Genomic DNA, 14,839 nt, shown 5'->3' with positions numbered 1-14,839 from the left:
AACGTTTTACAGTCCCGCTTCTGGTGCCGCCCAAGGGCCACCGCAGTGAGCCCCGCTCAGGGCCGAACGCTCTTGGTGCCGGGCCGGTGCTGGCCGCACCGCACAACGACGACCACCGCTGACGGCTCGGCCGCAGGTCACAGTGTTGGTCGCCGAAGGGGATCCATGTCAGTGGGGCCTCGCGTACCTCTAGAAAAACTGATCGTCAGTTCGGCGTGCAGGCGCGAAACATGCGGAGCAGCTCGAGACCGCCGGGACCATCGGCGTCGAAGCTCTGGTTTTGCTGTTCGATCGAGACGTCTGGTCCCCAGATGCGGACCCCGTGGCAGCGGAAGCAAAAGGCGATCTCGAAGAGTAGATCGGTGGAGCTGTGTGCTCGGATCCCCCAGCCGGGGCTAAAACACCGGTATAGCTCACTGCCTGGCAGATCGGCGATCAGCGCCAGGGCCCGCCTGGCTTGCTCCCCCGCCCAGATAGCCAGCTCGTCACCGACAAGGTCCGCCGAAGTGAGATGCCTCTTCCAATCGGTGATGTGGACGACCTCGATGAGCTCGGCCTTCTGGTGGGTTAGGGGCAGCAGCACACCTCCAGCTTCACCTATCGCGATTTTCCTGACAAGACAAACGGAGAACCGGTGCTAGCCACGCCGTGCCCGCTGCGTGCCCGCCTGACGGGTGCGCAGCGGGGTCTCACGGGGAGCAGCCGGCCGGGTGGCCGGAAGGCCCGGTACAGGCCCGTACGACGTCACCACGAGACCGCCGGACCGGTCTTCCAAACCAGGGCCGCTGGTGGAGTTGAACCCGTGGCCGAATCGCTCCCTTGCGCCCAGTTCGCGCACCTGTCACACAGATGTGAGGTTCGCAGATTGGGGAGGGTGATGCGGCATGTCCAGTGATGGCCCTTTGGTTCCGACCGCTTGGGCGCGGGAGCGGTTCGGTGCGCGAGCAGGCAGGCTCGTAGCGGCTGTCCCTCAGCAACTTGCACGGGCGCACGTGAGAGCCCAAGCGGTCCATCTGACGGCCGGGCTGAAGAAGAGGAGCCCGTACGGTGCGACGCTCGCTGAAGCAGTGCGCGAAAACTTCGCCGACACCGCCAGGGAACTGGGCGAGACCGTGCGGGACGTGCGGGGCTATGAGTACGCGATCGTCAACGATCACGCTTTGTTCCCGTTCAAGTACGCCAATCGACCGAGGCCACTCAACCGCGCACGGCTGGCCGCCAACGCTTCCCCCACGCGACGCCGCCTGCTGCTCGGTCACGGACCTGATGCTCAGGACGCACTGTTCCCGCTCGATGACGACCTGACCACCGAAGAGTACGAGAAGCTGCACGAGACGTTCGAAGAGTTAGGGGCCACGACCAAGCTCGTCTGCGTGTTCTTCACGGCCGACGCGGAGGCCGGCATCCATGCCATCCACCTGGGTCAGGCACATCTCGAACCCGACCGCACCTTTTCATGGCTGTATAGCGAGCAGCTCCCAGTAGCTCCGCAGCCGCTCACGTGACAGCAGCCGAGCCAGCCTCAGGGGGACCACTTTGGGACCACACGCTATGCGCGCGGCCGAACAACGCCAGCTCAGGTAACCGGCTGACCGTTCCTCAGGAAGCGCTTGACCTGCGAAAACCTGAACCAATGAGCTGGGGGTCAAGCGGCTTAAAGCTGCTGTCAGCCGACGTCCCAAGACGCCAGGTTTGTGTCGCAGTGCAAGCATCGGAACAGGTAGGCGGTCGGCTCGCCCGTGCGGTCCAGCCCCCGCAAGAACTGCTCGGTATCTGTCGGTGACCAGCCGTAACGCTGGTGATCTTCACGGAGCATGGCGAGGGCCTCGGGATGGGCCTCCAGCTCGCGATACCCGGCAGGGCCGAGGAAGGCCGCGCCATCGCCACAGTGGTAAAGCCAGGCTTCCTGTTGCCATCCCGCAAAGCCGGGAGTGCGTTGAGTGATTTCTTCGACGACCGAGAGGGGCACGTCGTCGGGGACGTCAACGGCATCGCTGAACATCGCAGCCACGTCGGAGTCGCCATCGCTTCCGCCTGAGATGCTCAGGGCGCTTGACGCTGCCCCCGAGTGGATGCAGTGGAGGCAGAGAGAATCAGGTTGCCGACCGTAGACAGGGCCTTGATAGCGGATCTGTCGAGCCATGCCACAGACACTGCAGACATGGTCGATCCGCAACGCGGACCCGGAGGCCAGCGGATGAGGGTGGTATCGAAAGGTCGGCTCTGCCACGGGAGCATTATCCCAACCAGAAGCGGGCACCGCGGAGCCGGCTCGGACTGCGGCGAGCGGCGATGCAACACCCGCTCATGGGACGGTTTACGCGGCATCACGCACCGCATCGCCCGCAAGGGCATCGAGTCCTCCCAATGACTCGGCCGTCACTGCTGGACCGTCGAACGCACCATGGCCTGGCTCGCCGGGCTGCCACCGCCTGCACCCTCATCTGCTACCGCAGACTCACCAAATGAGACGATTTCATAGACACCCGCTGGGCCGTCTTGGGGCCGTGCGGGGATGACCGAGGATGACCAACGACGACAGTCGGTCACGGGTGGCTCGGGGGTGGAGTGCAGGTCAGCAGCTTCCGATGGGCCGCCGGAGTAACCATTCGCCCCCCTGGGTGGACTACGGCAGGATGGGGTGTCTCTTACTTCCTGCGCGGAACGAGGCTCCATGATCGGAGCGCCCTGTCCCGAGTGCGGCGGACTACTTGCCGACCGCGGACTTTTGCTGATGAAGCGCGACGATGACGGACAGCGGGCATGTCGCGCAGTGCTCTCGTGCGGGAGCGGTCATCGTTGGTGGCGATGGGCCGACCGAGACGAGATCTTGGAGTGCGTCCCTGAGTGGGTGCAGGTCCCCTGACTCTCGCGGTCGTGCCCGCTGCGTGCCCGGCGCGCCCTGCTGGCAAGGCTGTTCGGACCGCTTTGGAACGAAGGGTCGCGTGCCACAGCCGTGCCACATCGTGCGGTCAATCACAGTCAAGGACGGCCCGCCGGAGTCGAGACACCTCGCTGCCTTGGGCTGGAGGAGAAGCCGGAGCGACCTGGGCGCTCACCCTGCCGATCACGGCTGCCCTTGTAAAGCGGTGGTCCACACCTGGCGGCGGGGACTGAGTGTCTAAGTGCGCTACAACGGCCACGTCCTTCGGCGGACTTCCACGGACACTCGTGGACTGTTCTTGCCGGTCAGGCCGGGTGGCGCCACAGGCCACACCACCGCCCGAAGTGCTTCGGGACGAAGAGGTCCCTGAGTTCAGTTCCCCCTGCTGCGAGGGCAGTACGCAGTTGGTCAGGGCGAAGGCGTGGAGCCGGATGCGGACGCTCTCCTAGATCCTGACGCGGTGTGGCAGCATCCTCCCGTGCAGAACCACGATGATATGGACGCCGCCCACGACCACGTAAGTCTTCTGGCTGGTCACGGCGGCTCGGGGCAGCCTGTGCGAGAGGTTGTTCCCGCCACTGCGCTCGGCGGCGGACGGTATCGGATCACCGGTAGCCCCGGTTTCGTCGAGGGCTGCGCGGAGGGGGACATTGTCCAGTGCAACGAGGACGGCTCATTCCACGTTGTGGAGCGAGGCCCGAACGTGTGCGTGCAGATCTACGCCGAGGCGACATTCCCGGGCGGCGTTATCGATGACCTCCGCGCGCACTTCCGCCCCTTGGGCGGTCTGATCGAAGGGCCACCCGCCGGCCGGTTCCTCGTCGTGACCGTCCCCGCGGCTTCCGGCTTTCCAGCCATCAAGACCGCCATGAGCCACTGCTTCTCGGCCCTGGACGGCGTCGAATGGCAGTACGGCAACGTCTACGGACCCAACGGCGGCCCGCTCAACTGGTGGCTGTGACCAAGCCGTCCCCGGACATGCCCGATCCGTGCCCGACCGACCGGCGGACCCGGGTCAAGCACGTCAGTTGTGGGTCCTCGCAGCGGCAACGTTCCGGCAGGTCAGAGCTACTTCCCGCACATCAGGGCTGGAGCACAACCCTGTTTGTGCCAGCTTCTCTGAGGTGACTGCTGAGGTGCTCCGCCCGTGCCCCATCCGTGCCCGATCGAGCGGGAAGCCAGGGGGAACCACGGTTACGAGCGGGCAGAGCCCACGGTCGCGGCCCCTGACCGCACTGCCTGGTCAGGGGCCGTTCTCAGCACTTCACAAGCGGAGGCTGTGGGATTTGAACCCACGGTGACATCGCTGCCACGACGGTTTTCAAGACCGTTCCCTTAGGCCGCTCGGGCAAGCCTCCCCGCGGGGCCCGGTGGGCGCCGCGGGGACAGCTTAGTGGGTGGAGCGGGGGCTACTGCTGGGTGTCGCCCTTGCGGCTGCCCAGCGTGAGGGTCGTGGTGTGGGTGGAGCCGTCGCGGGTGTAGGTGATGGTCGCCTTGTCGCCCGGCTGGTGCTGCCAGATCTCGCCGATCAGGGTCTGGCCGCTGTCGATGATCGTGTCGTCGAACTTGGTGATGATGTCCCCGGCCTTCAGGCCCGCCTTGGCTCCCGGCCCGCCGGCCACGATGCTGTCGCCGCCGCTGGCGATCTGCGCGCCGTCACCGTCGTACGCCGAGTTCAGGCTCACCCCGATCACCGGGTAGACCGGCACCCCGGTCCTGATGAGCTGGTCGGCGACCCGCTTGGCCTGGTTGATCGGGATCGCGAAGCCGAGGCCCACGCTGCCGCCCTGGCTGCCCGGCGAGGTGTTGCCCGCCGGCTGGATCGCGGAGTTGATGCCGATCACGGCGCCGTCGGCGTTCAGCAGCGGACCGCCGGAGTTGCCCGGGTTGATCGACGCGTCGGTCTGGATCGCGCTCATGTACGACGCGGAGCTGCCCTGCCCGTCGCTGGACGCCACCGGCCGGTGCATCGCGCTGACGATGCCGGTGGTGACCGTGCCGGAGAGGCCGAACGGCGCGCCGATCGCGATGGTGGCGTCGCCGACCACCGCGTTGTCGGAGTTGCCCAGCGGCAGCGGGCTGAGCTTGATCCCGCTGGCGCTCTTCAGCTTGACCACGGCGACGTCGTAGCCGGACGCCCGGCCGACGACCTCGGCGTCGTAGGTGTTCCCGTTGGAGAACGTGACGGTGAGCTTGCCGCCGTTCGCGGCCGGGGCCACCACGTGGTTGTTGGTGAGGATGTGACCCTGCTTGTCGTAGACGAAGCCGGTGCCGGTGCCGCTCTCCTGGCTGCCGCTGGCCTTGATCGTCACGACGCTGGGCAGCGCCTTGTTGGCGATGCCCGCCACGGATGTCGGGGTCCGGTTCAGCGCCTTGATGTCGTTGGGCGCGGAGACGGTGGTCGAACCCGAGGTGTCGTTGTTGTGCTTGGCCACCTCGTAGCCGATGCCGCCGCCGACACCACCCGCGAGCAGCGCGGCCACCAGCACCGCGGCGATCGTGCTGCCGAGGCTGCGCCGCTTGCCGCCCGGCTGGGGCGGGTTGGGGGCGCCCCACACCGGTCCGCCCGGGGTGCCTCCGCCGCTGTGGCCGGGCTGGGACGCCGGGCCGTCGAACGGCGAGGGGCCGCCGGCAGCGTACGCCGGGGTGGCCGGGACCGCGTAGGGGTCGGGGGTGGAGTGCTGCGAACCGTCGGACGGCGGCTCGGCGGCGAAGGCGGCGGCCTGGGCGGCCTGGGCGGCCTGCGGTGCGTCGTACGGGGAGGCGCCTGGCTGCGGCGCGTCGTACGGCGAGGCGGCCGGCTGCGGTGCCTTCGGCGCGTCGTACGGGGACGCCGCGGGCGCGGACTCCGGCCGGGGCGGTTCGAAGGGGGAGGCCGCGGGCCGCGCCGCCTGAGGCGCCGCGAACGGCGACGGCGAGGACCCCTGCTGCGGGCCGGCGGAGTCGTACGGCGAGGACCCGGCGGGCGCCCCGCGGTGCAGCGCGGCCGGCGGCGGCCCGTACGGCGAGGGCGGGCCGACGGGCGGCGGCGCCTGGAGCGGCGCGGCGGAGGTCTGGACGTCCGACGGCGCGGAGGGCCGGTCGGCCGCGGCGGGCGGCTCGGACGGCTGCACGGGCAGGACCTCGGTCCGCGGGTCGTGCGCCGGAGCGGCGGGAGCAGCGGGAGCGCCGGCGGCGGGGGAGCCCGCCGAACCGGACGCACCGCCGGAATCAGCGGATGCCGCGGAGCCGGCGGAGTCGGAGGACCCGGCAGTACCGGTAGCAGGGGGTGCGGGAGCCGCGGCAGGCGGCACCACCGGAGGAGCCGCCGGGGGAACGGGCGCCGAAGCGGCGTCGGCCGCGGCACCTTCGCGCGCTGCCGCTGCCGGCTCCGCATTCGGAGCCGGCAGGGAGGACCCGGACCCGGCTTCGTTCTCGGTGCTCACAGCGAATCTCCTCAGAGTCAGCGTCAGGACGCAGGGTTCACGACACAAGGTTTACGTGGACACAGCATTTCCTACGGCGTGTCGGACCGCCGTAAGCGGTAGCTGTGCGCCCGCCCGCGCCCCCGTGCACCACGCCGGCCGGTGCGGCGGTGGCACCATGGCCCGGTGACGTCTGCGCGCGCGGTCCAGGATGCCAACCCCGGGGGGCGACCGGTCCAGGTCGTGGCCCACCGCGGTGCGTCCGAGGACGTACCAGAACATACGCTCGCCGCGTACCGGAAGGCCATCGAGGACGGAGCGGACGCCCTCGAGTGCGATGTGCGCCTCACCGCGGACGGCGAGCTTGTCTGCGTCCACGACTGGCGGGTGAACCGGACGTCCAACGGCCGCGGCGCGGTGTCCTCGCTGGAGCTGGCCGATCTGGCCGCGCTGGACTTCGGATCCTGGAAGGGCAGCCCCGGCGAGCCCGAGGCGCCGGACCGGTACGACCCGGGCGAGCGCAGCCGGGTGCTGACCCTGACCCGCCTGCTGGAGCTGATCCACGAGACCGACCGGCGGGTGGAACTGGCGATCGAGACGAAGCATCCGACGCGTTGGGCCGGACAGGTGGAAGAACGGCTGCTGGAGGTCCTGCGCCGGTTCGGCCTCGACCGCCCGGCGCCCGGCGAGCCCTCGGCCGTCCGGGTGATGAGTTTCTCCTCACGGTCGCTGCGCCGGGTGCAGACAGCGGCGCCCGATCTGCCCACGGTCTATCTGATGCAGTACGTGCTGCCGCGGCACCGCGACGGGCGGCTGCCGGCGGGGGTGCGGATCGCCGGGCCGGCCATGCGCATCGTGCGGGCCAATCCCGGCTATGTGGCGCGATTGCATCGGGCGGGTCACCGGGTGCACGTGTGGACGGTGGACCGGCCCGAGGACGTCGACCTGTGCGTGGAACTGGGGGTCGACGCGATCATCACCAACCGGCCGCGACAGGTGCTCACTCAGCTCGGCCGCTGATCAGCGTGGGTGTGAGGGGTCACAGGTGCCCCGGCCCCCGTCACGGGGCGTGCGGAGGCGCGCGCGGAGCGCAGCGGTTCACGCCGGATCGTGTCGGTGGCATAGGCATGCGGGGCATGGCGCAAGGAGTGCGTCAAGAGATCGTGGTTGGCCTGTTTCCGGTCCAGTACGAGGGGGCATTGACCCTGTGGCGTGGGGTGAAGGAGGTCTCGGGGGTGTCGTTGATGGTGGCGCAAGAAGTGCCGACGTCCACGACCATGGCCCTGCCCCATGGTCCGACCGGAGTCGCCGACGCGCGCAGAAGACTGCGTACGGATCTGCACGCGAACGAGGTGCCGGAACCGGTCGTCGACGACGCGGTGCTCATCCTGTCCGAACTGCTCAGCAACTCCTGTCGCCACGCGCGGCCCTTGGACGACGGCGACGGCGGCGACGAGGGCGGACGAGGCACCGGTCAGGCGGGCGCGCAGGCGCCCGCCCAGCGTTTGCCGGGTCTGCGCCCGGAAGCCGCGGGCCGGCCGGTCGTTCCCCGCAGGGTGGTCCAGGGCATACGAGCCGCGTGGTCCGTGGGTGAGGACGGCCTGCTGGTCCTGGAGGTCACCGACGGCGGCGGGCCGACGCGCCCACGCCCGTCCAGCCCCTCCCTGACCGCGCACGGCGGCCGTGGCCTGGGCATCGTCGGCAGCCTGGCGCTCCGCTGGGGCGTGCGGGACGCGCCCGGCGAGGTGACGGTGTGGGCGGTGCTCGCGGTGCGCGGACGGCACGCCCGGCGCGACGACTCGCTGGGCACCGGCATCGGGCTGCCGCGGGGCATCCCGCTCGGTCTGCCGCTGGACCTGGCGGAGTCCCTGGACGACCTGGGCTGAGCCCGTGACGGCCGGCCCCGCCGGCCCCTGGCTGCCGGCCGCACGATCGGGCCCGCACGCGCGGACAACCGCAGACCGTCCGGAACGGACCCGCACGCACGGACAACCCTGGACCGTCCGGAACGGACCCGCACGCGCGGACAACCCCTGACCGTCCGGACCGAAACCCGGACTCGGGCCCCGGCCCGGACCGCCCGGGCGACCCGTCCCGGCGGTGAACGGCGCGCACGGCCGGCCGTCGCCTCACCGGGCGCTAGGCTCGCGGCCGTAACACCGCCGCAACGGGAGAGACCGAGCCATGGCCAAAAAGCGCGCGACCGCCACCCAGACCAAGGGCCCCCGGGCCGAAGCCGGGGCCGCCGTTCCCGTCGTCGGCGCGCGCGAGCCCTGCCCGTGCGGCTCGGGCCGCCGGTACAAGGCGTGTCACGGCCGCGAGGCGGCACACGCCGTCACCGAACTGGTCCGCCGTCCGTTCGAGGGCCTGCCCGGTGAGTGCGACTGGGTCGCACTGCGCGAGCTCGTCCCGGCTGCGACCGTGCCGCTGAAGCTGAAGGACGCCCTCCCCGAGGGCGTGCCGTCCGTCACCCTCGGCACCGTGCTGCCGATGGCCTGGCCGGGGCTGCGCCGCGACACCGGCGCCGTGCTCCTGGGCCTGCAGACCGACGCCGCCTCCGGCGACATCAGCCGCGACCTGGCGGACACCCTGCGGCGGGCGCTGACCGCCGAGCCGGGCAACCCGGTCGAGGGCCGCCGCCCGGCGCCCGACGGGCCGCGCCTGCAGGACCTGCTGGACCTCGACGCGCCGTTCGAGCCCGAGGTGCAGACCGGCTTCGAGTTCTGGCTGGAGGACGCCGCCGCGGCGACCGGCGAGGTCGCGGCCTCGCTGGAGCGGGCGAACCAGGCGGCGATCCCCACCGCGCGGCTGACCGGCGTCGACGCCGCGTACTGGTGCGAGACGCCGGAGAAGAACCACCTGCGGTGGGTCATGCCGCACCCGGAGGAGGCGCTGCTGGACGCGCTGGCCCGGCTGCACGTGGCGGGCGCGTCCTCGCTGGGCGAGGGCACGCGGCTGGTCGGCTCGTTCCGGGCGCACGGGCTGATGGTCCCGGTCTGGGACCTGCCGGTGGGCATGACGGCCGACGACGTGGAGAAGCCGGCGGCCGAGTTCGGCGAGCGGCTGACGGAGACGCTGGCGCGTACCGAGCCGCTGACCGGCGACGAGCGCAAGGCCCGCAGCGGCTTCACGAACCGCCAGATCACGCTGAGCTGAGCAACGCCCAGCCGTATCCAGCCGCGCCGGGCCGTACCCAGCCGAAAGCAGCCGGGTCCAGCAGGACGCAGCCGGGTCCGGCCGAATCTCCTCGGCCGGGCGGCCGGCCGCGCTGTGACGCGGGACGCGGGACGCATCAGGGATTGCCGCGGGGGTGCGGCCGGGAGCCGGCCGTCACCCCCGCAGCAACGGCCCCCGCGACCACGCCGGTCACCCTGGCAGCAGCGCCCACCGCGGGCGCAACGGCCACCCACGGCTCGCCGCACCACGCCCTCAACAGCCTTCTCTGAGGCGACTGTTGCCCCAGGGACCCCTGATGCCGGCGGGGCGCCCAGGCGTCGCCACCACCCCCGAACGGGGGTGCCGACTGAGCGGTCGGTCAGTGATCCCGCTCACAAGTCCCCAGAAAACACCGGGGAATCGGCCTGACCGGCCCACGAGGGAATTTGCGTTCGGACGAACTCTTGTTACCGTTTAAACAGCCCGGTCGCTGATGCATCCCCCGTCGTCAGCGACCGGGCCTTGTCGTGCCGGGCCACCCGCTGCGGGCCCGCCGTCGTCAGTCCCAGGGGCAGCACGACCGCGAGCGCGACGACGCTGGCGACGGCGACCCTGCGGAGCCCCTCCGGCCGCCGCGGACCGCCGGGCGTCGAGTCGTCCGGCCGCTGCTGCGAATGCACCTGGCTCACCTGCGCTCGTGTCGGATCCGGTCTCGGTCCCGCACACCGAACATAGCGAACACTTCGGCGCGAAACGGGACATTATCCCCGCCGCGCGAGGCGTCCCCTCGACCGTACGAGGCCAGCCGAGACAGGCGCCCCGCCGTGGCAGGGCGCCTGTCGGGTCAGATCGTGGCGCCGTTCAGAAACGCAGCCGGTCCCCGTCGGGCGCCGTGCGGCCCGCGCGGACCAGGGCGTCGACCAGGGTGTCGATCGGCGGCAGCCACGGCCGGCACGTCTCCTTCTCCACCGCCGGCGGCCGTACCCAGTGCAGCTGGGCGGTGCCGTCGCGTGTCGGCAGCGGCACATAGCCGCCGTCGCCGTGGTAGCGCAGTGACGTGGGCACCCAGTCCTGGCTGTCGAGGAGTTCGCCGAGTTCGTCCAGCGAATAGGGGGCCACGAGGAAGTAGTAGCGGGTGGGAGTCGCGACCACCGGCCCGAGCCGGAAGCCGAAGTGCTCGAGCGCGGACAGCGCGTCGGCGCCCGCGGACGCCGGCAGGCTCGCGGCCGAGACCTTGTCGCCGGTGGCCAGCACGATCGGGGCGTCCTGCCTGCGGGTCCACCACCAGCGGACCATCCGCGGGTCGTGGGTCGCGGCGAGGAGTCCGGGGTCGAGCGGATGGGCCCCGGGCACCGGGCAGTTCGGCCGCGGGCAGGCACACTGCTGCCCGCTCGGGGCCCGCCTGCCGGCCGGCTTGCCGTAGCCCACTCCGGGTACCACGCGCCACTGCCAGTGCTCGGCGTACATGAGCGCCGCGTTGCGGTACGCGGTTCGCCCCTCTCGCTTCAGGGAGAGCTTGCGTCGCCTTCCGAGGATCTCGCGCATCAGCGCTCGTTCCTTTCCGTTAACGCCCAGGGATCTGCCCATTACACAACGTAACTGTCGAGCACACCGCATTCGAGGCAGCGCATCACGCTGCCAGCCGAGCGTGGAATGTGGCGGAGGGTGGCGCTCGCAAGGCGCTTCGTGCATCCAGTGCAGGCGGGGCCCAGGTACGGTCCCGGACGAGCACAGCACCCCTCACCACTCGGGGTTGGGTCGGCCGTCAACTGTTCACGTACTACGACGCTTGAGCGTGACTTCGGGTTCCTACCCATCACCCGCGATATGACGCGCTGTTGGCTGGGATCAGTCGACCGTGCGCATAGACCGGGGGTGGCGGTTTTCAGCCAACCTACGACCCCCGACCGCGCGGCCGCAAGACTCCGACACCATTTACCGCACCAGGACAATCCTGGACATGCCCACAATCGTGCGTGTAGAAGTGGGTTCCTCGATAGCGGCGCAGCACGACATGGGGGTTTGCGATGCTATTCACGCAGATGCTCCGCGCAATGCGGAGGAAAAGCGCTGATTGCCCCATCCGACGGACGGCGGCCGGAAGTTCCCGGCCATGAGCCCGGCCCACGTCAGAAAAGTGGCCGGAACCGAGCCGCCTCCTCCGGCCCAGGCGCACACTGACGCCGCTGCGGCCGCCCTGACGACCCCCGTCGTCCCCTCGCCCGCGCTGCCCGTCCCACCTGCGGCTTCCGGCCCGGTGACCGCGGCCCTGGCGCCGCCGGGCACGCCCGATCACACCCTGGCCGTCCAGGACCGGCTGGCCGCCTGGGTGTGCGATCTGTCACTGCTGCACGAACTGACCGAACAGCTCGCCCGCACCGCGGAACTCGACGACGCGCTCAACGAGGTGCTGCGCGCGGGCGCCACCCTGGTGGGCGCGCGCCGCGGCCTGATCGCGCTGGAGCCCGCGGACGGCCTCGGGCCGGACACGACCGTGGGACTCGGCCTCGACCACTGCGACCTCGGCGCGCTGGAGACCGTCCCGCACCACGCGCCCTTCGACGCGCCGCACCCCGACGCCTGTTCCGAGCCGTGTGCCGACGACGCCCGTGACGCCCTGGACGGCGGTGACGGCGCCCGCGGCGAGGTGGTGCACCACGACCTGCTGCGCGAGCCCGGCCTGACCCCGCGGCACCGCGAGGTCGCCCGCCAGCTCGGCCTGGGCGCCAGCTACGCGCTGCCGCTCAGCGCCGAGGCGCCCGGACGCCTCGGCACCGCGGTGTGGTTCTACGACGAGGCGGCCGAGCCCGCCGAGGACCGGCGCCGGCTGATCGGCCTCTATCTGCGCTACGCCACCGAGCACCTCGCCCGCTGCCTGACCCTCGGCCGCGCCCGGGCCGTGACGTCCGCGCTCGCCGCCGAGCTGCTGCCCGCCCGGCTGCCGCGCGTCCCCGGACTGCGGCTGGCGGTACGCCACACCAGCGGGCCGCGCGGCGGCGGCGACTGGTACGACGCCCTGCCACTGCCCGAGGGGGCGCTGGGCCTGGCCGTCGGCGGGGTGACGGGCGCCGGCCCCGCCGCGGTCGCCGCGATGGGCCGGCTGCGGGCGAGCCTGCGCGCGTACGCGGTGATGGAGGGCGAGGACCCGGTCGCGGTGCTCTCCGACCTGGAACTGCTGCTGCGGCTGACCGAGCCCGCCCGCTCGGCGACGGCCCTGTTCGCGTACGCCGCGGCCCCGGACCCGGGCACGGGTTCGCGTCCGGGCGGCGGGAGCCGCACGCTGACGCTGGCCGGGGCCGGGCACTGCCCGCCTCTGGTCGTCGGCGACCGGCGCTGCGAGTTCGTGGAGACGTCGCTGTCCGCGCCGCTGAACATGCTGAGCTGCTGGGAGGCGCCCAGCACCGAGCTGACCGTGCGGCCCGGGGAGAGCCTGCTGCTCTACACCGACGGGCTGCTGCACCGCACCGGTGAACCGGCCGACCGCGCCTTCGCCCGGCTGCACGCCGCCGCGCAGAACGCCCCGCGGCCCGTCCGCGCGGATCCCGAGCGGCTCGCCGACCACGTCGTGCGGACCGTGCTGCCCGACGGCCTGGACACCGCCGACGGGGTGGAGGACCTGGTCCTGCTGGTCGCCCGCTTCGACTGAGCCGCCGTAGAGGGGCTGTGCGGCCGGCTCGGCCCGGGCGACGGACGCCATGGGCGCGACCCGCGCCCCCCCACGACAGGCGCGATCCGCGACCCGCCACCACCGGCGCGCCCCACCACCGCCGGCGCGACCCGCGACCGGCGCCGCTCGGCACATCCGCCGCCCCGCCGGATCCCGGTGACGAGGCCGTCTTCCCTCCACGGCACGCCCCCATACGATGGGACGAAAGGTTCATCTGAGGAGGCAGGACGTGGCGGAGGCCCAGGACCAGCAGGACGCGCGGAGCGCGGACGGCGAGCTGGACGCGCAGGACGCGCAGGACAAGCCCATCAAGCAGCGCAAGAACGGGCTCTACCCCGCGGTGTCCGACGAGCTGGCCGCCGTCATGAAGTCCGGCTGGGCGGACACCGAGCGGACCGGACTCACGCCGCTCCCCCAGGCGTCGTTCGCCGCCGTCCGCCGCGCCGCGCTGTCCGCGCGCTTCCCCGGCGAGCGGATTGTGGTGCCCGCGGGCAACCTGCGCACCCGCTCCAACGACACCGAGTACCCGTTCCGCGCGTCCACCGAGTACGTGCACCTCACCGGCGACCAGACGCAGGACGCCGTCCTGGTCCTGGAGCCGCTGGCCGGGGGCGGGCACGAGGCCACCGCGTACCTGCTGCCGCGCTCGAACCGGGAGAACGGCGAGTTCTGGCTCGACGGCCAGGGCGAGCTGTGGGTCGGCCGGCGCAACAGCCTCACCGAGGCCGAGCAGCTCCTCGGGCTGCCCTGCAAGGACGTCCGCAAGGCCGCCGACACGCTGCGCGAGGCCACCGGCCCGGTCCGCGTGGTCCGCGGTCACGACGCCGGCGTCGAGGCCGCCCTCGCCGACAAGGTGACCGCGGAGCGGGACGCCGAGCTGAAGGTCTTCCTCTCCGAACTGCGGCTGATCAAGGACGCGTTCGAGATCGGCGAGCTGCAGAAGGCATGCGACTCCACCGCGCGCGGCTTCGAGGACGTCGTGAAGGTCCTGGACCGGGCCGAGGCCACTTCGGAGCGCTACATCGAGGGCACCTTCTTCCTGCGCGCCCGGGTCGAGGGCAACGACGTCGGCTACGGCTCCATCTGCGCGGCCGGACCGCACGCCACCACCCTGCACTGGGTGCGCAACGACGGCCCGGTCCGCTCCGGCGAGCTGCTGCTGCTCGACGCCGGCGTCGAGACCGACTCCCTCTACACCGCGGACGTCACCCGCACCCTGCCGATCAACGGCACCTTCACCCCGCTGCAGCGCAAGATCTACGACGCGGTGTACGAGGCGCAGCAGGCCGGCATCGAGGCGGTCAAGCCGGGCGCCGCCTACCGCGACTTCCACGAGGCGTCGCAGCGGGTGCTCGCCGAGAAGCTGGTGGAGTGGGGTCTGCTGGAGGGCCCGGCCGAGCGGGTGCTCGAACTCGCCCTGCAGCGCCGCTGGACCCTGCACGGCACCGGCCACATGCTCGGCCTCGACGTGCACGACTGCGCCCAGGCCCGCACCGAGACGTACGTGGACTGCACGCTGGAGCCCGGCATGGTGCTCACCGTGGAGCCCGGCCTGTACTTCCAGGCCGACGACCTGACCGTGCCGGAGGAGTACCGCGGCATCGGCGTGCGGATCGAGGACGACATCCTCGTCACCGAGGACGGCAACCGGAACCTCTCGGCGGAGCTGCCGCGTCAGGCCGACGAGGTCGAGGCGTGGATGGCCGGCCTGCGCGGCTGACCGCACGC

General features: G+C 71.5%; 11 protein-coding genes and 1 tRNA gene. 7 read left to right on the top strand and 5 right to left on the bottom strand.

The window, feature by feature from the left end:
• Positions 1 to 205: 205 nt before the first annotated feature.
• Positions 206 to 583, bottom strand: a complete 378-nt coding sequence (locus tag K7862_RS16430; RefSeq protein WP_222963341.1) for a hypothetical protein — start codon at positions 581 to 583, stop codon at positions 206 to 208.
• A 484-nt stretch (positions 584 to 1,067) separates the two neighbouring features.
• On the opposite strand from K7862_RS16430, the gene K7862_RS16425 reads away from it, so the two are divergent.
• Complete coding sequence (locus tag K7862_RS16425; RefSeq protein ID WP_262413245.1) at positions 1,068 to 1,505, top strand: hypothetical protein; 438 nt, start codon at positions 1,068 to 1,070, stop codon at positions 1,503 to 1,505.
• 161 nt (positions 1,506 to 1,666) lie between these two features.
• On the opposite strand, the gene K7862_RS16420 is transcribed toward K7862_RS16425, so the two are convergent.
• Positions 1,667 to 2,230 carry a CbrC family protein gene (locus tag K7862_RS16420; protein ID WP_222963339.1) on the bottom strand — a complete coding sequence of 188 codons (564 nt, stop codon included), beginning with the start codon at positions 2,228 to 2,230 and terminating at the stop codon, positions 1,667 to 1,669.
• A gap of 1,132 nt (positions 2,231 to 3,362) precedes the next feature.
• Between K7862_RS16420 and K7862_RS16415 the strand changes: the two genes are divergently transcribed.
• Positions 3,363 to 3,845: a DUF4265 domain-containing protein gene (locus K7862_RS16415; RefSeq protein ID WP_222963338.1), complete on the top strand. Its 483-nt coding sequence runs from the start codon at positions 3,363 to 3,365 to the stop codon at positions 3,843 to 3,845.
• Positions 3,846 to 4,155: 310 nt separating this feature from the next.
• On the opposite strand, the gene K7862_RS16410 is transcribed toward K7862_RS16415, so the two are convergent.
• Together K7862_RS16410 and K7862_RS16405 are read right to left on the bottom strand one after the other, a co-directional pair.
• A tRNA-Ser gene (locus tag K7862_RS16410) sits at positions 4,156 to 4,242 on the bottom strand.
• A gap of 51 nt (positions 4,243 to 4,293) precedes the next feature.
• On the bottom strand, positions 4,294 to 5,865 hold the full coding sequence (locus tag K7862_RS16405) for a S1C family serine protease (protein ID WP_443611930.1): 1,572 nt from the start codon (positions 5,863 to 5,865) through the stop codon (positions 4,294 to 4,296).
• A gap of 609 nt (positions 5,866 to 6,474) precedes the next feature.
• On the opposite strand from K7862_RS16405, the gene K7862_RS16400 reads away from it, so the two are divergent.
• The 3 genes from K7862_RS16400 to K7862_RS16390 all read left to right on the top strand — a co-directional run bounded on the left by K7862_RS16400 (position 6,475) and on the right by K7862_RS16390 (position 9,444).
• Complete coding sequence (locus tag K7862_RS16400) at positions 6,475 to 7,308, top strand: glycerophosphodiester phosphodiesterase (protein WP_222963337.1); 834 nt, start codon at positions 6,475 to 6,477, stop codon at positions 7,306 to 7,308.
• A 215-nt stretch (positions 7,309 to 7,523) separates the two neighbouring features.
• Positions 7,524 to 8,174 carry an ATP-binding protein gene (locus K7862_RS16395; RefSeq protein ID WP_222963336.1) on the top strand — a complete coding sequence of 217 codons (651 nt, stop codon included), beginning with the start codon at positions 7,524 to 7,526 and terminating at the stop codon, positions 8,172 to 8,174.
• 298 nt (positions 8,175 to 8,472) lie between these two features.
• Positions 8,473 to 9,444, top strand: a complete 972-nt coding sequence (locus tag K7862_RS16390; RefSeq protein WP_222963335.1) for a DUF5926 family protein — start codon at positions 8,473 to 8,475, stop codon at positions 9,442 to 9,444.
• A gap of 861 nt (positions 9,445 to 10,305) precedes the next feature.
• On the opposite strand, the gene K7862_RS16385 is transcribed toward K7862_RS16390, so the two are convergent.
• Positions 10,306 to 10,989 (bottom strand): bifunctional DNA primase/polymerase, encoded by a 684-nt coding sequence (locus K7862_RS16385; protein ID WP_222963334.1) that lies wholly within the window; start codon positions 10,987 to 10,989, stop codon positions 10,306 to 10,308.
• 568 nt (positions 10,990 to 11,557) lie between these two features.
• Between K7862_RS16385 and K7862_RS16380 the strand changes: the two genes are divergently transcribed.
• A complete protein-coding gene (locus K7862_RS16380) occupies positions 11,558 to 13,090 on the top strand; it encodes a PP2C family protein-serine/threonine phosphatase (RefSeq protein WP_222963333.1) in 1,533 nt (510 codons plus the stop codon).
• A 217-nt stretch (positions 13,091 to 13,307) separates the two neighbouring features.
• Positions 13,308 to 14,831 carry an aminopeptidase P family protein gene (locus K7862_RS16375; RefSeq protein WP_222963332.1) on the top strand — a complete coding sequence of 508 codons (1,524 nt, stop codon included), beginning with the start codon at positions 13,308 to 13,310 and terminating at the stop codon, positions 14,829 to 14,831.
• The last annotated feature ends 8 nt before the right edge of the window (positions 14,832 to 14,839 follow it).

This window comes from Actinacidiphila acidipaludis (assembly GCF_019890725.1).
GTDB classification, from domain to species: Bacteria; Actinomycetota; Actinomycetes; order Streptomycetales; family Streptomycetaceae; genus Actinacidiphila; species Actinacidiphila acidipaludis.
Note: the sequence above shows the minus strand (reverse complement) of the source record. Positions and strands in the feature narration are given on the sequence as shown.